The organism is Pseudomonas edaphica (assembly GCF_965277385.1).
Taxonomy (GTDB): Bacteria; Pseudomonadota; Gammaproteobacteria; order Pseudomonadales; family Pseudomonadaceae; genus Aquipseudomonas; species Aquipseudomonas edaphica.
Map to the genome: position 1 here is coordinate 203168 of NZ_OZ255725.1, position 18069 is coordinate 221236.

The 18069-nt window shown below is 60.1% G+C and carries 19 protein-coding genes and 1 pseudogene; 11 read left to right on the forward strand and 9 right to left on the reverse strand.

From position 1 onward, the window contains the following. Positions 1–19: 19 nt before the first annotated feature. Together ACQY47_RS00975 and ACQY47_RS00980 are read left to right on the forward strand one after the other, a co-directional pair. The gene (locus ACQY47_RS00975; protein ID WP_017138937.1) at positions 20–1396 is read left to right on the forward strand and encodes a pyridoxal-phosphate dependent enzyme; all 1377 of its coding nucleotides are present in this window, start codon (positions 20–22) and stop codon (positions 1394–1396) included. Continuing rightward, a complete protein-coding gene (locus tag ACQY47_RS00980; protein ID WP_099549649.1) occupies positions 1393–2559 on the forward strand; it encodes a cystathionine gamma-synthase in 1167 nt (388 codons plus the stop codon). The genes ACQY47_RS00975 and ACQY47_RS00980 overlap by 4 nt, the downstream gene beginning before the upstream one ends. 120 nt (positions 2560–2679) lie before the next feature. Here ACQY47_RS00980 and ACQY47_RS00985 read toward each other — a convergent pair whose 3' ends face one another. Continuing rightward, positions 2680–4878, reverse strand: a complete 2199-nt coding sequence (locus ACQY47_RS00985) for an OsmC domain/YcaO domain-containing protein (protein ID WP_099549648.1) — start codon at positions 4876–4878, stop codon at positions 2680–2682. A 134-nt stretch (positions 4879–5012) separates the two neighbouring features. Between ACQY47_RS00985 and ACQY47_RS00990 the strand changes: the two genes are divergently transcribed. Next, a complete protein-coding gene (locus tag ACQY47_RS00990; RefSeq protein ID WP_017138939.1) occupies positions 5013–5633 on the forward strand; it encodes a LysE family translocator in 621 nt (206 codons plus the stop codon). A 3-nt stretch (positions 5634–5636) separates the two neighbouring features. On the opposite strand, the gene ACQY47_RS00995 is transcribed toward ACQY47_RS00990, so the two are convergent. Next, entirely contained in the window at positions 5637–6293 is a 657-nt protein-coding gene (locus tag ACQY47_RS00995; RefSeq protein WP_428554784.1) for an O-methyltransferase, read from the reverse strand. Between the two features lie 111 nt (positions 6294–6404). On the opposite strand from ACQY47_RS00995, the gene ACQY47_RS01000 reads away from it, so the two are divergent. Both ACQY47_RS01000 and ACQY47_RS01005 read left to right on the forward strand, forming a co-directional pair. Further along, positions 6405–7037 carry a TetR family transcriptional regulator gene (locus ACQY47_RS01000; RefSeq protein ID WP_428554787.1) on the forward strand — a complete coding sequence of 211 codons (633 nt, stop codon included), beginning with the start codon at positions 6405–6407 and terminating at the stop codon, positions 7035–7037. 266 nt (positions 7038–7303) lie between these two features. Continuing rightward, the gene (locus tag ACQY47_RS01005) at positions 7304–7864 is read left to right on the forward strand and encodes a cysteine hydrolase family protein (RefSeq protein ID WP_428554790.1); all 561 of its coding nucleotides are present in this window, start codon (positions 7304–7306) and stop codon (positions 7862–7864) included. Here ACQY47_RS01005 and ACQY47_RS01010 read toward each other — a convergent pair. The 3 genes from ACQY47_RS01010 to ACQY47_RS01020 are packed head-to-tail and all read right to left on the reverse strand — an operon-like array spanning position 7861 to position 9177. Beyond that, entirely contained in the window at positions 7861–8310 is a 450-nt protein-coding gene (locus tag ACQY47_RS01010) for an NUDIX hydrolase (RefSeq protein WP_428554792.1), read from the reverse strand. The two genes, ACQY47_RS01005 and ACQY47_RS01010, sit on opposite strands and share 4 nt — an antisense overlap. Then, complete coding sequence (locus tag ACQY47_RS01015; RefSeq protein ID WP_236461523.1) at positions 8303–8734, reverse strand: bleomycin resistance protein; 432 nt, start codon at positions 8732–8734, stop codon at positions 8303–8305. The genes ACQY47_RS01010 and ACQY47_RS01015 overlap by 8 nt, the downstream gene beginning before the upstream one ends. Continuing rightward, complete coding sequence (locus ACQY47_RS01020; RefSeq protein ID WP_138451237.1) at positions 8731–9177, reverse strand: HIT family protein; 447 nt, start codon at positions 9175–9177, stop codon at positions 8731–8733. Before ACQY47_RS01020 ends, ACQY47_RS01015 begins: the two co-directional genes overlap by 4 nt. A gap of 85 nt (positions 9178–9262) precedes the next feature. Here ACQY47_RS01020 and ACQY47_RS01025 point away from each other — a divergent pair, with 85 nt between their 5' ends. The 3 genes and pseudogenes from ACQY47_RS01025 (at position 9263) to ACQY47_RS01035 (ending at position 11988) form a co-directional block, all read left to right on the forward strand. Further along, positions 9263–9907: an aspartate/glutamate racemase family protein gene (locus ACQY47_RS01025; RefSeq protein ID WP_428554797.1), complete on the forward strand. Its 645-nt coding sequence runs from the start codon at positions 9263–9265 to the stop codon at positions 9905–9907. A 221-nt stretch (positions 9908–10128) separates the two neighbouring features. Then, a pseudogene (locus ACQY47_RS01030) lies at positions 10129–11133 on the forward strand (cache domain-containing protein); the annotation flags it as partial. 87 nt (positions 11134–11220) lie between these two features. Continuing rightward, on the forward strand, positions 11221–11988 hold the full coding sequence (locus tag ACQY47_RS01035; protein WP_371919082.1) for a methyl-accepting chemotaxis protein: 768 nt from the start codon (positions 11221–11223) through the stop codon (positions 11986–11988). Between the two features lie 58 nt (positions 11989–12046). On the opposite strand, the gene ACQY47_RS01040 is transcribed toward ACQY47_RS01035, so the two are convergent. Together ACQY47_RS01040 and ACQY47_RS01045 are read right to left on the reverse strand one after the other, a co-directional pair. Beyond that, positions 12047–12808, reverse strand: coding sequence for a nucleotidyltransferase domain-containing protein (locus ACQY47_RS01040; protein ID WP_428554800.1), 762 nt, complete (start codon positions 12806–12808; stop codon positions 12047–12049). After that, a complete protein-coding gene (locus ACQY47_RS01045) occupies positions 12805–13284 on the reverse strand; it encodes an AAA family ATPase (protein ID WP_428554803.1) in 480 nt (159 codons plus the stop codon). The genes ACQY47_RS01040 and ACQY47_RS01045 overlap by 4 nt, the downstream gene beginning before the upstream one ends. A 123-nt stretch (positions 13285–13407) precedes the next feature. On the opposite strand from ACQY47_RS01045, the gene ACQY47_RS01050 reads away from it, so the two are divergent. From ACQY47_RS01050 to ACQY47_RS01060, 3 genes are all read left to right on the forward strand, one after another. Beyond that, positions 13408–13920, forward strand: coding sequence for an N-acetyltransferase family protein (locus ACQY47_RS01050; protein WP_428557405.1), 513 nt, complete (start codon positions 13408–13410; stop codon positions 13918–13920). 126 nt (positions 13921–14046) lie between these two features. Continuing rightward, a complete protein-coding gene (locus ACQY47_RS01055) occupies positions 14047–14472 on the forward strand; it encodes a DUF2231 domain-containing protein (protein ID WP_138451243.1) in 426 nt (141 codons plus the stop codon). Next, entirely contained in the window at positions 14469–15761 is a 1293-nt protein-coding gene (locus ACQY47_RS01060) for a PQQ-dependent sugar dehydrogenase (protein WP_428554806.1), read from the forward strand. Before ACQY47_RS01055 ends, ACQY47_RS01060 begins: the two co-directional genes overlap by 4 nt. Before the next feature lie 137 nt (positions 15762–15898). On the opposite strand, the gene ACQY47_RS01065 is transcribed toward ACQY47_RS01060, so the two are convergent. Next, entirely contained in the window at positions 15899–17302 is a 1404-nt protein-coding gene (locus ACQY47_RS01065; RefSeq protein ID WP_099549644.1) for an MFS transporter, read from the reverse strand. Positions 17303–17445: 143 nt separating this feature from the next. Further along, positions 17446–17976 carry a GNAT family N-acetyltransferase gene (locus ACQY47_RS01070; protein WP_017138952.1) on the reverse strand — a complete coding sequence of 177 codons (531 nt, stop codon included), beginning with the start codon at positions 17974–17976 and terminating at the stop codon, positions 17446–17448. Between the last annotated feature and the right edge of the window lie 93 nt (positions 17977–18069).

An 18069-nucleotide genomic window follows, 5' to 3' on the forward strand; every position in this document is an offset into this window, starting at 1 on the left:
TCGCAACCAAGGTGAATTCATGCCCAGCCTCCCACGTCCCGCCGTGCTCGAACTGATCGGCAACACGCCGCTGGTCAAGGTCAGCCGTTTCGATACTGGCCCTTGCACGCTGTTTCTCAAGTTGGAATCGCAAAACCCCGGTGGCTCGATCAAGGACCGTATCGGCCTGGCCATGATCGACGCCGCCGAACGTGACGGCCGCCTGCAACCGGGCGGCACCATTATCGAAGCCACCGCCGGCAACACCGGCCTGGGCCTGGCGCTGGTCGGCCGGGCCAAAGGCTACCGTGTGGTGCTGGTGGTGCCCGACAAGATGTCGACTGAAAAGGTCTTGCACCTCAAGGCCATGGGCGCCGAAGTACACATCACCCGTTCCGATGTCGGCAAGGGCCATCCCGAGTACTACCAGGATGTGGCCGCGCGCCTGGCCAAAGACATTCCCGGTTCATTCTTCGCCGACCAGTTCAACAACCCCGCCAACCCGCTGGCCCACGAAACCAGCACCGCCCCGGAAATCTGGGCGCAAACCCAGCATGATCTGGACGCGATTGTGGTCGGTGTCGGCTCGGCCGGCACCCTCACCGGGCTTACGCGCTTCTTCAAACGCGTGCAGCCCGAACTGGAAATGGTGCTGGCCGACCCCGTGGGCTCGGTGATGGCCGAATACAGCCGCAGCGGGAAAATGGAAACGCCCGGCTCCTGGGCCGTGGAAGGCATCGGCGAAGACTTTATCCCCTCGATTGCCGACCTCTCCAGTGTGCGCCATGCCTACTCCATCAGCGATGAAGAAAGCTTCGACCACGCCCGTCAGTTACTCAAGGCCGAAGGTATCCTCGGCGGCTCATCCACCGGCACCCTGCTTGCCGCCGCACTGCGTTACTGCCGCGAACAAACCGAGCCAAAACGTGTGGTCACCTTCGTCTGCGACACCGGTACGCGCTACTTGTCCAAGGTCTACAACGACCAATGGATGAACGACGCGGGCCTGTTGCAATACAAACACTACGGCGACCTGCGCGACCTGATCGCGCGGCGCTTCGAAGACGGCCGGGTGATCAGCGTGAGCCCCGATGACAGCTTGCTCACCGCCTTCCAGCGCATGCGCCTGGCGGATGTCTCGCAACTGCCGGTGTTGGTGGACGGCCGTGAATTGGTCGGCGTCATCGACGAATCCGACATCCTGCTGGGCCTGCATCAGGACGCCACACACTTTTCCATGGTGGTGGCAGACGCCATGAGCAAAACCTTGCAAACCCTGGCCCCCAGCGCCAGCCTGGCCCAATTGCAGGCGGAACTGGATCGCGGCCTGGTCGCGATTATTGCCGACACATCCGGCTTCCATGGCCTGATCACCCGCGTCGACCTGCTTAACCACCTACGGAGATCCCTTGCATGAGCCTGCCCGATAAAAGCGCGTTTGCCACCCGTGTGATCCACGCCGGGCAATCCCCCGACCCAACCACGGGCGCGCTGATGCCGCCGATCTACGCCAACTCCACCTATTTGCAGGACAGCCCCGGCGTGCACAAGGGGTTTGATTACGGGCGCTCCCACAACCCCACGCGGTTTGCCCTGGAGCGCTGCGTGGCCGACCTGGAGGGCGGCAGTGCGGCGTTTGCGTTTGCTTCGGGGTTGGCGGCGATTTCCACTGTGCTGGAACTGCTGGATGCCGGTGCGCATATTGTCTCCGGCAACGACCTGTATGGCGGTACGTTCCGGCTGTTCGACAAGGTGCGTCAACGCAGTGCCGGGCACCGTTTCAGCTTTGTCGATTTAAGCGACCTGTCGGCCTTTGAAGCCTCACTGCAGAGCGACACACGCATGGTCTGGGTCGAGACCCCGAGCAACCCGCTGCTGAGCCTCACCGACCTCAGCGCCATTGCGCGCATCTGTCGCGATCGCGGCATCATCTGCGTGGCCGATAACACCTTCGCCAGCCCATGGATCCAGCGCCCACTGGAGCTGGGCTTCGACATCGTGGTGCACTCCACCACCAAATACCTCAACGGCCACTCCGACGTGATCGGCGGTATCGCCATCGTCGGCCACAACCCGGAACTCGCCGAGCGCCTGGGCTTTTTGCAAAACTCGGTCGGCGCGATTGCCGGCCCGTTCGATGCCTTCCTGACCCTGCGCGGGGTAAAAACCCTGGCACTGCGCATGGAGCGCCATTGCAGCAACGCCCTGGACCTGGCCACCTGGCTGGAACAGCAGCCGCAAGTGTCGCGGGTGTACTACCCAGGCCTGGCCTCGCACCCGCAGCACGCACTGGCGCGCAAGCAGATGCGTGGGTTTGGCGGGATGATTTCGGTGGATTTGAACAGTGACCTGGCGGGTGCCACACGTTTTCTGGAAAACGTGAAGATTTTCGCCCTGGCCGAAAGCCTCGGCGGCGTGGAAAGCCTGATCGAACACCCGGCGATCATGACCCATGCAAGCATTCCTGCGGCGACGCGGGCGCAGTTGGGGATCGGCGATGGGTTGGTGCGGTTGTCGGTGGGGGTTGAGGATGTGGAAGATTTGAGAGCCGATCTGGCTCAGGCGCTGGCCCTGATCTAGACGCCTGTGGGAGCTGGCTTGCCTGCGATACAGACACCTCGGTGTATCAGTTGCACCGCGGTGATGCTATCGCAGGCAAGCCAGCTCCCACACAAGCCAGCTTTCACAAGGGGGATTGTGTCAGGCTGAAGTGACGTTGGCCCGCGCCGAGTGCAGTTTTTTATAGCTCTCGATCAAGCGCAAATGCCGATCCAGGCCTTCCAGCTTCATGCTGGTCGGGGTCAAGCCATAAAACCGCACACAGCCGTCCACCGAACCAATCACCGCATCCATCCGCTCGTTACCGAACATTCGGCGGAAGTTGGCCTCGTAATCGGCGAGGTCCAGGTCGTCGTCCAACTGCATCTCCAACACTGCGTTCACGGCCTGGTAGAACAGGCCGCGTTCAGCGGTGTTGTCGTTGTATTGCAGGAACATCTCCACGCACTCCTTGGCCTCCTCATATTGCTGCAAGGCCAGGAAGATCAGCAGTTTCAACTCCAGGATGGTCAACTGGCCCCACGCCGTGTTGTCGTCGAACTCAATGCCGATCAAGGTGGTGATGTCGGTGTAATCGTCCAGCTCGCTTTCGATCAGACGCTCGACCAACGCCTGCAGCGCCTCCTCGTCAAGGCTGTGCAGGTTGAGGATATCGGCACGGAAAAACAGCGCCTTGTTGGTGTTGTCCCAGATAAGGTCGTCTACCGGGTAGATTTCCGAGTAGTCCGGCACCAGGATCCGGCAAGCCGTGGCGCCGAGGTGTTCGTACACCGCCATATAGGACTCTTTGCCCATGCCTTCGAGAATGCCGAACAGGGTGGCGGCTTCTTCGGCGTTGGAATTTTCACCTTCGCCCGAGAAGTCCCACTCGACGAACTCATAGTCCGACTGCGCACTGAAGAAGCGCCACGACACCACGCCGCTTGAGTCAATAAAATGCTCGACAAAGTTGTTCGGCTCGGTCACCGCCTGACCTTCAAAGGTCGGCTGCGGCAGGTCATTCAAACCTTCAAAACTGCGGCCCTGGAGCAGTTCGGTGAGGCTGCGTTCCAGCGCCACTTCCATACTCGGGTGCGCGCCGAACGAGGCGAATACGCCGCCGGTACGCGGGTTCATCAGGGTGACGCACATCACCGGGAACTCGCCGCCCAGCGACGCGTCCTTGACCAGCACCGGGAAGCCCTGGGCCTCCAGGCCTTCGATCCCCGCGACAATCCCGGGGTACTTGGCCAACACTTCTGCGGGCACATCCGGCAAGGCGAACTCACCTTCGATGATTTCACGCTTCACCGCACGCTCGAAAATCTCCGACAGGCACTGCACCTGGGCTTCAGCCAAGGTATTGCCTGCGCTCATGCCGTTGCTGAGGTAAAGATTTTCGATCAGGTTGGACGGGAAATACACCACTTCACCGTCGGACTGGCGCACGAACGGCAGCGCAACAATCCCGCGTTCTTCATTGCCCGAGTTTGTGTCGAACAGGTGCGAGCCACGCAGCTCGCCCTCACGGTTGTAGACCTTCAGGCAGTAGGCATCGAGGATTTCACTCGGCAGCTCGTCCTTGGGCCCAGGCTGGAACCAGCGTTCGTCCGGGTAATGCACGAACGGCGCGTTGGCCAGCTCCTCACCCCAGAACTGGTCGTTGTAGAAGAAGTTGCAGTTCAGCCGTTCGATAAACTCGCCCAGGGCAGACGCCAATGCGCCTTCCTTCGTTGCGCCCTTGCCGTTGGTGAAACACATCGGCGAGTGTGCGTCGCGGATATGCAACGACCACACGTTGGGCACGATATTGCGCCACGAGGCGATTTCAATCTTCATGCCCAGGCCGGCGAGAATGCCGGACATGTTGGCGATGGTCTGCTCCAGCGGCAGGTCCTTGCCGGCGATGTAGGTGCCCGCCTCGGAGGTGGAATTGGGCATCAACAATGCCTGCGCATCCGCGTCGAGGTTTTCCACTTCCTCGATCACAAATTCCGGCCCGGCCTGCACGACTTTCTTCACGGTGCAGCGGTCGATGGAACGCAGGATGCCCTGGCGGTCCTTGTCGGAGATGTCCGCTGGCAACTCGACCTGGATCTTGAAGATCTGGTTGTAGCGGTTTTCCGGATCAACGATGTTGTTCTGTGACAGGCGAATATTCTCGGTGGGAATATTGCGTGTTGCGCAGTACAGCTTCACAAAGTACGCCGCGCACAACGCCGACGAAGCCAGGAAGTAATCGAACGGACCCGGGGCCGAACCGTCGCCTTTGTAGCGAATCGGCTGGTCGGCAATCACCGTGAAGTCATCGAACTTGGCTTCAAGCCGAAGGTTGTCGAGAAAGTTGACCTTAATTTCCATGCGGGCACACCAGAATAACGAGCTAAACAAATTGGCCGCCATTATGAAGATTTTCGCCGGGAAGTCTCAGGGTTTTGCGAATCGGCTGCCGATCGGTGCTAACGTCCACCCACCACACTTTGAGCCATCGGCCCATGTCCATTACCGATAACCTCCTCGCCTTTACCTTCGCCGCCACCCTGCTCACGCTCACGCCGGGGCTGGATACCGCGCTGGTGCTGCGCACCGCCACAGTCGAAGGCAAACGCCAGGCGCTGCACGCCACCTTCGGCATCAACGCCGGTTGCTTGCTGTGGGGCGCGGCCGTGGCCTTTGGCCTGGGCGCTTTGATTGCAGTGTCGGAGCTGGCGTACAACCTGCTCAAATATTGCGGCGCGGCTTATCTCGCGTGGCTGGGCCTGAACATGTTGGTGCGCCCACGCCGCTCACTGTCACCCGCCAAAGCCGAGGGCAAACCGGGCGGCAACTGGTTCCTCAAGGGCATGTTGGGCAATGTGCTGAACCCCAAAGTGGGCATCTTCTACGTGTCCTTCCTGCCGCAATTCATCCCCCAAGGCCAGCCGCTGATTGCCTGGACCTTTGGCCTGGTCAGCATTCATGTGCTGCTGGGCCTGCTGTGGTCACTGCTGCTGATTGGCGCCACCCGGCCGCTGTCCGGTTTCCTGCGCAGGGAAAAGGTGATCCGGTGGATGGACCGCACCACCGGCATGATCTTCGTGTTGTTCGCCGCGCGCTTGGCATTGAGCAAGCGCTGAACCTTAGCCGAGGCGGATCGACAGTTCGATATCATCGGCAAACGGCACCGACAGATAGCCGTTCCCTGGTTCGCGCACGTGCGCCAGGTATTCAGGGCAGTAGTTGGTGTTGTCAGCCACCACCAGCGCGCCCGGCCGCAGGTGCTTCTCTACCAGGTTCAACACATCGCCATACAGCGACTTGGCGCCATCGAGCAGCAGCAGGTCGACCGTTTGCGGCAGGTTTGCAGCCAATGAGACCAGCGCGTCGCCTTCACGTACCTCGATCAGGTCGCTGACGCCACCTTCGATGAAATGTTCGCGCGCCAGGGCAATCTTTGACGGTTCGAATTCGCTGCCGATCAACACGCCGCCGCCGTTGTCGCGCAGTGCGGCAGCCAGGAACAAGGTGGACAACCCGAACGAGGTGCCGAACTCGACAATAGCTTTTGCATGGCTGCTGCGGGCCAGCATGTAGAGCAGGTTGCCGGTGTCACGCGAGACGGGCAGCCACAAGTCCTTGAGCATCGTGTAAAGCTCCAGGTATTCGGTTTTGCTGTGCATCAGCCGGTTGCGTTCCTGCGGCGACACAGTGTCGATGAGCGGGCTGGTCGCCGCATCGGCTTGCTTGTAGAGGCGTTCGATCAAGGCTGCAAGAGGCGCGGTAGTCAGGGTGGTCATGATTGATTTCCGTCGGAGGGGGACTAAGATGCGACTAATTCGTCGCATTAAAAGTATGCAAGTGATTCCTCGCCTTCGCTATTCGCGTTCGCCCAGCGCTCGGAGCCCCAAATGACCACCCGCCAGACTGCCCGTATTGCCTCGCGCAAACAGCCACAACAGGCTCGCTCCACCGAGCTGGTGGCGGCGATTCTCGAAGCCGCTATTCAGGTTTTGGCCAAGGAAGGCGCCACGCGTTTCACCACCGCGCGGGTCGCGGAAAAAGCCGGCGTGAGTGTCGGCTCGGTGTATCAATACTTTCCCAACAAGGCCGCGATCCTGTTTCGGTTGCAAAGTGATGAATGGCAGCAGACCACCCAGATGCTGCGCGACATCCTCGAAAAAACCGCCGTAGCGCCGCTGACCCGCCTGCGTACCTTGGTGCATGCATTTATCCATTCCGAGTGCGAGGAGGCGCTGATGCGCGGAGCGCTCCACGACGCGGCGCCGCTGTACCGCGATGCGCCGGAAGCGGTGCAGGTGCGCGCAGCCGGCCGGCAAGCCTTTGAGACATTCATGCACGAGTTGCTGCCCGAGGTGCCCGACGCAACCCGCGCACTGGCGTGCGACCTGATCCGGAGCACGCTGGGTTGCGTGGGCAAGGACTTTTCCTTCAGCCCGCGAACCGCTGCCGAAATCGAGGTGTATGCCGATGGCATGGCCGCTATGTTCAGTGCTTATGTGAATACACTCAATCGGCCTTGATTGTTTAACAACGCCGTAGCGGAAGGTTCACACGGTGATTGAAGGCACCAGCGCTCGATGGGAGTATCGGCGACTGTGGGAGCTGGCTTGCCTGCGATGGCGGTGGGTCAGTAACAGATTTATGCACTGATAGACCGCTATCGCAGGCAAGCCAGCTCCCACTTTGGATCGATGTGCATCGTGCAAATGAGCTTCGAACAATAGACCTGTTTAAGCACGCCCAATCGCTGCTATGTTTCGCGCCTGATCCAGCTAAAGGATGTGCCATGGAACCGCTAGCCACAAACGCCGCGTTGTTGATCATCGACATGCAGCAAGGCATGAATGACCCCACGCTGGGGCGCCGCAATAACCCCGACGCCGAGGTGCAGATACAGCACCTGCTACAGGCATGGCGGCAGTCCAATCGCCCCGTGGTGCATGTGCGGCACATGTCCCGCAGCGAAGGCTCGGTGTTTTGGCCGGGCCAACCGGGCTGTGAGTTCCAGCCGGCACTGGCACCGCTCAAGCATGAGCATGTGGTGGAAAAAAACGTCCCGGATGCGTTCGCCGCCAGCGGCCTGGAGCGTTGGCTGCATGTGCGTGGGATCCGGCAATTGGTGATCGTTGGGGTGATCACCAACAACTCTGTCGAGTCTACGGCGCGCTCCGGCGGCAACCTGGGTTTTGAGGTAACAGTGGCGGCGGACGCCTGCTACACCTTTGATCAAGCCGATTTATCGGGCCGCCTCTGGCCTGCCGAGGATGTGCATGCACTGTCGCTCAGCAACCTGGCGATGGATTACGCCAGGGTCACAGCCACTGCCGATATCCTGGCCATGCTTTAAAAAACGCCTGCCTGCGCGAGCATGTCGATAAGCCCTTCTGGCCATACCGTGTCTGCCGTTGAATGCAGCGCCTCGGTGGACCACCAATGGTGATCCGCCATGACCTGGGTTTCTTGCACTGTCCATTCGTCTCGCGACAGGTGCTCGTTTTGCGCCTGCACAACAAAGTACTGCTCAATGGCCAACACCGTTTCACCACTGGGTAGCATCAGCTCAAATCGGCGATCTGCTACCGGCGCTTGTACGTCACTGACCACAATGCCGGTCTCTTCGCGCAGCTCACGGATCGCAGCGGTGTGAAAGGTTTCCCCGGCTTCAACACCGCCGCCGGGCGTCGCCCAGTAATTCCTGCCGGCCAGTGCCCCGTCCTTGTGGACGAACCGGAACAGCAGCACTTTTCGAGCCGGGCTGATCACCAAAAGGCGTGCCGCCTTGCGCTCACGCATTGTCTCTCTTCCTTTCACCAAGCCGCTCTACCAGTCTTACCAGATAACCATCCGGGTCCTGTACCAGAAACTCGCGCTGCCCAACCTCGACCTCGCCTGCCCGGTACCACACGTCTTTGCAGGCCTTGAACACGGGATAGGCCGCCCTCTCCAGCCGTTGAATAACCGGATGTACCGCCACGACATCAATTTGCAGGTTCATGCCGCGCCCGAATGGCCGTTCCAACGCCCCCGTGAGCCATTGACTGGCGAGTGGGTCGACTTGTTCAAGCATCACCTGGGCTCCGTCCAGGTCAAGATACGCGAAGCCGTCTTCCAGGCGCTGATAAGCCACCGTGAACCCCAGACAACCGACCCAGAACTCAAGGCTGCGGTTCAGGTCGGTCACCATCAATTCCGGGACCAGATTATTTCTATGCATCATCCAGCTTCCATGGCGGATTTGAGTAACTGCGCGATCGTATTGCGCAACTCACCGTGTTGATCTTCAGCGTAAGGTATGGCGGTTTTCCAGTCGTAGAACCACACCGGCATCTTGCGTTTGTCCTCCGGCTCCGAGGCGTAACGCGGGAAAATATGGCAATGCAACTCCGGTTCCGAGTTGCCCAGAATCTCGTAGTTCATGCGCAGGGCACCGGTAGCCGCCAGCACGGCATCGCCAAGGCGCGCCATATCGAGCAGGTAGATTGCACGCGCCTCGGCATCCAGATCATTGAGGCTGGCAACCACCGGGTCGGGCAACAACAAACAATAGCCCGGCAAGAACTGCACATCGCCCATCACCGCCCAGCCTGAGGCCATGCGGCAAATAACCTTATCGTTGGCGCCGTTGCGGGCCAGCGCTACACGTTCCGTGATCAGTGGCATGCATTGTCCTTAATGAGAAGATGTCGACGGCATCTTAACTGTGATAACACTGTGGGGCTCAGTACTTCCAACCTGGCGACCCCCTATGCGAATCACCTGTCTTCATACCGCAGCCAGCAACATTGCAGTCTTTGACGCAGCCGCACAAGCACTGGGGATCGCACCCGCCGTTTTGCAGCACGAAGTGCGTACCGACCTTCTGGCTGCGGCGGAAGAAATGGGTAATCTCACGCCTGAAATTGCGGCCTCAACCGCCAACGCATTACTTTCACTCGCTCAACACGCTGACGTCGTGGTACTCACCTGCTCGACGTTGGGGCCATCGGTTGATGAGCTTGACGAGTGTACCCAGTCATCCATCCTCAGGACGGACCAAGCCCTCGCTCTCACAGCCGTTCAAGCAGGCGGCAAGGTTGTGGTGTTATGCGCCGTCGAAACCACCCTCGCCCCCACCTCGAGCCTGTTCCACCGCGCAGCGTTGCACTCAGACGCAACCGTTGACGTGCAGCTGGTTCCAGGCGCCTGGGCGCTGTTCAAGGCGGGCGATATTGATGGCTACCTGTCGACCATCGCCAAGGCGGCCGATCAGGCCTATATCGATGGCGCATCCGTGATTGCGCTGGCTCAGGCCTCCATGGGCGGGGCCGCTGTTCTCGTGACGGCAGGGCCAACACCGCTGACCAGCGCGACCGCCGGCCTGAAGGCGGCCTTGAAGGCAATCAAGGGTTAATCCAAGTGCGCCTTCCGGCAGGTTAATTTCTCAGGACAAAATCAATTGTTGTTGTACACAAAATAAAGCTAAAGCTTTATAACCCTCGGGCCGAGACAGTCAGTGATATCAAATCGCCTCTTCGCCCGGTGGTCGTCTCGATGAAAATAAAAAACAAGCTCGTCCTCGCGTTCGTCTCTGTCGCCTTTATCCCGGTTAGCCTGGTTGCAGTTATCTCCGTCATGAACACGCGGACTCAGGCAGTCGATCAGTTTATTGATGGCAGCACCCGCGAAATACGTCAGATCGATGGCAATATCCGGCAATTCTTCGACGGCACCTTGCAGAACGTCGATCAAATGTCTGCTGATCCTGTATACACTTCAGTGAACACCCTAAAGGATTATCAGCCTGCAAACGCCGCGAGCCAGCCAATGCCCGCCCAGGCGCAGCAGGTAATCGACCAGTTTGCCCGTTTTGGCGCCACCCACCCTTCCGCTGCGATTCTGTCCATTGGCCTCGAAGACGGCACCTACGCCAAATGGCCCGATGACCCACAACTGGCCAAATACGACCCGCGCACCCGCCCCTGGTACAAGGCTGCCATGGCCAGCCCCAACAAGACCGTGCGCACACCCGCTTACTATTATGACAAGGATGATGTGGCGCTGGTGGGCACCGCACGTGCGCTGCTCGACAGCAGCGGCAAGGCCAAGGGCGTGTTCGTGGTCAGCGTGTCGCTGAAGAACCTCACCGAATTGCTCAAAAGCATCAAGCTGGGTGAAAGCGGCTACGTGATGTTGATCGAAGACGGCGTGGTGCTGGTCGACCCGCGCAACGCCGCGCACAACTTCAAGCCGCTCAAGGACCTCGGCGCGCCGTATGCGTACTTGGCCGAGACGCCCCAGGGCTCAACCGAGGTGGTCATCGACGGCGTGCGCTACATGGCCAACGTGTGGACCTCGCCGGGCCTGGGCTGGCGGTATGTGGGGCTGATCGAATACAACGAAGTCATGGCAGCGGCGACGCGCATGACTTACCTGACCACGGCTATCGTGGCCGTGCTGGTGCTGATCTTCGGGCTGATCGCCGCGGCGTTTTCCAAGGTGATCGTCAAACCGATCGGCCAGGTCAGCACCGGCTTGCAGTCCATCGCCCAGGGTGAAGGCGATTTGCGCCATGAGCTGCAAGTACAGGGCAAGGATGAAACTGCCGAGCTGGCGGGCTGGTTCAATAAATTCCTCGCCGCAATCCGTCAACTGATCCAGCATATTGGCGCGGCCTCCACCAATCTTCAGGACGCGTCACGGGTCAACAGTGAAGTGGCACACAACATGAACGAAGCCGCCGGGCGCCAGCGTGAGGCGGTGGAATTGGTGTCTACCGCGTTCAATGAAATGGTCGCCACCGCCAACGAAGTCGCACGCTCGTGCAGCGGCGCGGCGGAGTCGGCCGAGAACGGCCATCGCCGTGTGGCCGAAGGCAAACAGCAGATCGAAGTCACCACCGATAACGTCAACCGCCTGGGCCGCCGCCTGACCGAGTCATCCCAGGCCATGGTCGAGCTGGAAGCCGGCAGCCGCAGCATCAACCAGATCCTCGGCACCATTCGCGCCATCGCCGAGCAGACCAACCTGCTGGCCCTCAACGCCGCCATCGAAGCCGCCCGCGCCGGTGATCAGGGCCGTGGTTTTGCAGTGGTGGCCGACGAAGTGCGCGCGCTGGCCAAGCGCACCTCCGACTCCACCGGCGAGATCGAGCAGTTGCTCGGCACCCTCGGCAGCAAGACCGAAGAAGTCACCCAGAAGATGAGCAGTTGCCTGGACCTGTCCCGCGCCAGCGTGTCGTCCATCGAAAACGCGCGGGACAGTTTCGAGGGCATCCAGTTGTCGGTAAACGAGATCCGCGACCAGAACCTGCAGATTTCCGCCGCCGCCGAGGAACAACACAGCGTGGCCGAAGAGATCAACCGCCATATCCAGCAGATCTATGACGAGGCAAGGTTGGTGGAGAGCCTGGCCAATGCTGCGCAGGATGATTCGGGGCGGTTATCGAGCCTGTCGCAGGAGCTGAATGGCTTGGTCGGGCGTTTTAAATCCTGATGTGCGCAGCGTAGGTAAAGTGAGCCTGAGTGCCAAATTACCTATCTATACCTGCTGTCTATACCTGCTGTGAAACCATCCACTCGATAAAGGTTTGCAGTCGCACGCTGAAGGGCTCGCCCCCGGCACTCGGGTTGCGCGCCTCGAACAGGAAATACGCGATCTGGATGCGCATCGCGGGGTGATGCTGTACGAACAAGGCAACGTGCTCTTCGAGGGTGTACGGCCAGGGCGCGTCGGGGCCGCGCAATATGTTGGTCGCTCGAATCAGCTTGCGAGCCGCTTCGCGTTGCAGCCGCAGGCGCTCGGTTGGGGTATTGGCCTGATGGATGAGGTTGAGATAGCCGCTCAACACGGATTCAAAATCACCATTCAACGCCAGGGCGATTTCGCGCGAAGGCTGGAAGCGTTCAAAGCGCAGCGAAAGATCCTCGCCCCACACACAACGGCAATGATGCTTGAGCCAGAAACCCCATTTATTTGCGTTTTCGGGCGCCAGCACTTCGGCGCGGTGGCCGATATCGAAGTCAATCTTGGTGACCTCCGGGTGGCGTTGCTCCAGCGCCTGGCGCAGCGTTTCCAAGTGTGCCAATACCTGTGCATCCGGCGGTTCGAGCAGAATCAGGCTAAGGTCCAGGTCTGACTCACCCGGACTGGCTTCGCCCCTGGCGACACTGCCATACACATAAATGCCGTCCAGCCCGGACTGGGAGAGGCTGGCGATGACATCCGCCAGCAGCGGCTCAAACTCAGGCTGGAAGGCGGCATTGCCCAGCGTCAGCACACAGCCCTGGGCATCCACACCGGTCACCGTACTCATGGGTGATGCACCTCGATCACCAGGCCTTCCGCCTCACTCGGCACACAGAAATGGCGGGTGATCAGGTCAAACTCGGCGTCGGTGGCGGCGAAATCATGCTCGCCCTGGGCATTGCGCGCCTGTAAACGGCTGCGGCAGGTGGCGTCATCCAGCTCCAGATAGTGCAGGCAGTGCGGCACTTGCGCAGCCTGGGCCAAGCTCAGCAGCCACTCGCGATTAGCCAGCGTATTGGCCGGGAAGTCCAACACCACGTTGATGCCCGATCGCAGCACGTTGATCACCAACGGCCCGAGCACACCCCGAATACGCTGGGCGCAGCTCACGTAATCGGCAATCGAGAGGACTTCGCCGGGGTAAAGTGTGGCGAGCCAATGGTCTTCGCTCAACAGGATGGCGGCGTGTTCAGCGGCCAAAGTGTTGGCCAGGGTGGATTTGCCGGAGGCGATCTTGCCGCACAGCAGGTGCAGGGTTGGCATGGACACGGTTCCTTTTGTCAGGCCCTGAAGCATGCCAGTTTTCAGGGCTCTGCATAATGAGAACCTATTCTGTAACAGTGAATGGGCACCCTGGTTTCGACAAATTAACGACAAGGGATGGTTATGATTCGTGATGCATTGCCCAAGGACGCCAAGCACATCGCTCAGGTGCATGTGAGCAGTTGGCAACAGGCTTATGTAGACCTGATGCCAGCAGATTTTCTGGCCTCGCTGAGCACAACACTGCCGCAGAAAGAGGCTAACTGGGCGCGCTTGATTGAAAGTCAAGACGCTGGCGTATTAGTCGCCGAAGTGGATGGCAACGTTATCGGCTGGCTGTCGCTGGGCCTTTGCCGGGATACGGACACGCCTGAGGTCGCATCGGGAGAGGTCATGGCTATCTACGTGTTGGCGGACTACTGGGGTCACGGCATCGGCGAGCAATTGTGGCAGGCGGGTTTCCAACGTTTGGTTGAACAGGGTTATAAACGCATTTCCTTATGGGTTTTAGCCGCCAACCAAAGAGCCGTACGTTTCTATACACGCTTTGGCGGCACTGAAGACCCGGGTAGCCGTCGCACGCTGGTGCGCGGTGGCGTGACGCTGGAAGAGGTGCGCTATGTGTGGACCCGTTGAGGCGCTGTCAAACCCTGAAATAATATTTCGACACGAATTGCGCTGAACTATCCGCCAGGCTCTACGCTCCTTCCCTATGCGCTGCCCCGACCCGGGGCGTTGGATAAAACAAGGAGCCGCGACCCCATGACCACCCTTCCCGCCTACCCACTCGTCAGGCCTGGCCCGCTGCACTCGACCCTGTTGGCCGGCACCGTGCCGCTGTTTCTCGGTGCGTTGCTCAGTGACATCGCCTACGGCCAGACCTATCAGATCCAATGGGCCAACTTCGCGTCCTGGCTGATCGCCGGTGCCTTGGTGTTTTGTGGCTTTGCATTGTTGTTCGCGCTGGTCAACCTGGTGCGCGCCGAGCATAAAGGCGGACGCCCCGCCGCGTACTTCCTGCTGTTACTGATCACCTGGGGACTCGGGCTGGTCAACGCCTTCCAACATGCCAAGGACGCCTACGCCATGATGCCTGTTGGCCTGGTACTGTCGGTGATCGTGACGGTTCTGGCGATTGTTGCCACATGGGTCGGCCTGACCAACCTGCGCTCGGGAGCTGCCAAATGAACCCACTCAATACGCTGACCTTACTGAGCGCAGCGCTGTTGCTGAGCGCGTGTGGCGACGCCGGCGACAAAACCCAGGCACGCGGTCCCGATCCCAAACTGCCCGAGCAACAAAGCAGCCTGCTGCCGAGCATGAAGATTGCCGAGCCGACACCCTGGGGCGAGCAAAAACCCACGGTGCCGCAAGGCTACAGCGTCACGGCCATCGCCACCGACCTGGCCATTCCTCGGCAAACCCTGGTGCTGCCCAATGGCGATATCCTCGTCGCCGAAGGCCGTGGCGGCAGTGCGGCCAAGCTCAAGCCCAAAGATGTAATCGCCAGCGTGATCAAGGCTCAGGGCAACACCAAGGTCAAGGGTGGCAACCGCATCACGTTGCTGCGCGATGCCGACGGTGACGGCAACTACGAGCTCAAGACCGTGTTTGCCGACAACCTCAACGCGCCCTATGGCCTGGCTTTCGCCGACGGCAAGCTGTACGTGGCCAACCAGGATGCCCTGGTGCGCTTCGACTATACCGACGGCCAGACCCAAGCCAGCGGCGCGCCGACCAAAATCACCGACCTGCCGGCGCAGATCAACCATCACTGGACCAAATCCCTGGCCGTCAGCGAAGACGGGCGCCAGCTCTATGTGGGCATCGGCTCCAACAGCAACATCACCGAGCGCGGCATGGAAGTGGAAATCGACCGCGCCATGGTCTGGCAGATCGACGCAGCCACCGGCGCGCGCAAGCCCTATGCCACCGGCCTGCGCAATCCGACCGCACTGACCATTCAGCCGGGCTCGGGGCAATTGTGGACGGTGGTCAACGAACGCGATGAACTCGGCCCCGACCTGGTGCCGGACTACCTCACCTCAGTGCGCGAAGGCGCCTTCTACGGCTGGCCCTACAGCTACTGGGGCCAGAACGTCGACCCCCGCGCGCAACCGCAGAACCCACTGAAAGTGGCGGCCGCGATCAAGCCGGATTACAGCCTGGGCTCCCATGTTGCGGCACTCGGCGTGGATTTTTCGATACCGGCCATGGGTGAACAATTCGCCGACGGCGTGTTTGTCGGCGAACACGGCAGCTGGAACCGCGACAACCCGGTGGGCTACAAGGTGATCTTCGTACCGTTCAGCAACGGCAAGCCGGCTGGCGAACCGATTGATTTCGCCACCGGTTTCCGTGGCGACGACGGCAAGACCCGTGGCCGCCCGGTGGGCGTGACGGTCGACCCCAAAGGGGCGCTGATCATTGCTGACGACTTGGCCAACACCGTTTGGCGGGTGACGCGCAATCGGTAACCGCCGTTGAACCTTGCCACTGTGGCGAGGGAGCTTGCTCCCGCTGGGCTGCGAAGCGGCCCCTGCTCTTTGCTTCAAGAGCATGGGACTGCTACGCAGTCCAACGGGAGCAAGCTCCCTCGCCACAGGGGACGGGTTTACAGGTCAGTGATTTCCTTATGCCGCGGCACCAGCGCTTTCATCACGCTCCACGCCACGAGGTAGGCCAGGGCACAGATCGCAAACATGATCATATAGCCGGTGTGAATGTCGTTGATGGACTTGTAGTAGTCGAACACCCAGCCACCGATCTTGGTCATCACTACACCGCCCAGGCCGCCCGCCATACCGCCGATGCCGACCACCGATGCCACGGTTTTTTGCGGGAACATATCCGACACGGTAGTGAAAATGTTGCACGACCACGCCTGGTGCGCCGAGGCGCCCACGCCGATCAACAACACCGGCACCCAGAAGCTCAGGTAACCGAACGGTTGCGCCAACAGCACCACCAGAGGGAACAGCGCGATCACCAGCATGGCTTTCATGCGGCCGTCATACGGGGCATCACCGCGCGCCATAAAGTAGCTGGGGAACCAGCCGCCGCCGATACTGCCGACCATGGTCATGCTGTACAGCACGGCCAACGGCATCACGATATCCGCGCCTTTCATGTTGTATTGCGCCGACAGGTACGTGGGCAGCCAGAACAGGAAAAACCACCACACGCCGTCGGTCATGAACTTGCCGAAGGCGAACGCCCAGGTCTGGCGGTAGGTCAGCAGCTTGAACCACGAGACTTTTTTCGGCGTCGCCCCCACAGGCTCAGGCGCGAAAGGCTGTACGGTCTGGTCACTGCGAATGTAGGCGAGTTCTTCGGCGGACAAGCGCTTTTGCTGCTCCGGTTTCTCATAGAGCATCGACCACACCGCCACCCACACAAACCCGAGCATGCCGATCACGATAAACGCGGCTTCCCAGCCCCACATGCCGGCAATCAGCGGCACACAGATCGGCGCGAGGATTGCACCCACGTTGGCGCCGGAGTTGAAGATGCCGGTGGCCAGGGAGCGTTCTTTTTTCGGGAAATATTCCGCAGTAGCCTTGATCGCGATGGGGAAGTTGCCCGCCTCGCCAATCGCCAGCACGGCGCGGGAGAGCATAAAGCCAGCAATCGATACCGGAATCACCGCCAGGCCGATGGCGGCGCTGAGCGAGGCAATCCCCGCGCCCATCGGCACCGAGAACGCATGCATGATCGCGCCGGTGGACCAGATGGCAATCGCCACCACATAGGCCGCCTTGGTGCCGATCTTGTCGACAAACCGCCCGGCAAACAGCATGGCAATCGCATAAACGAACTGGAACACCGCAGCGATGTTGGCGTAATCGGTGTTGCTCCAGCCAAATTGCGTCGACAGTTGCGGCGCCAAGAGGCTGAGCACCTGGCGGTCGAGGTAATTGACGGTGGTGGCAAAGAACAACATCGCGCAGATGGTCCAGCGATAGTTGCCGACTGCCTGGCCGACGCGGTGGGCGTTGATGGGCTCATTCAAATTCATGGCATCACTTTTTATTTTTGTTAGGTAGGACATATGTAACGTCATATGTCGTCGTACAACTGCGACTTTTATAGCCGGGCGCCTTGGCGGTGTCAATCTGAAAGATTGCCGTTTCTTCAGGTATTACTTGGGCGTATAAACAATCAGTTCAAAGCGGTTGTAGGATGACAAACGCGAAACACCCGGCTAGGCGCCTTGCCCGGTACATCGTCGAGCAGGCCGTAGGGCTGCATGCCTAGCTTTTCCAACACACGGATCGAAGCCGCATGATCGGGTCGCACCAGACCGAAAACCTCCGGCAGATTCAGTGTTTGGAAGGCCAGCGCCAGCGCATCCCGACCCAGCTCGGTGGCGTAGCCCTGCCCCCACGCCTCCACGGCGAAGCGATAACCCAGGTTGATGCGCCGCTCGGTCAGGTAATTAAGCGGCGCTATGCCGCCAAAGCCAATGAGGTGCCCAGGCTGCTCCTTACGGGCGATCGCCCACCAGCCATAACCCTGGGCGGCCCACTGTTCGAGCCAATGGTTGAGCACACGCTGGGCGTGCTCCAGGCTGGCCATCGGCCCTGCAGGGTTGAACATATTTGTCTGCGGGTCACCGAAGATCGCGAACAATCGCTGCACATCGTTGGCTTCGGGCTTGCGGTAGATCAGCCGTGAGAGGGTGTCAGGCATGCGCATAATTCCTTGTTGATGCCATGAAGTTCAACGCATCAGCAAAAAAACGCAAATAGAGGTGAATTATTTCATGTCGGCTTGTATCTGAAC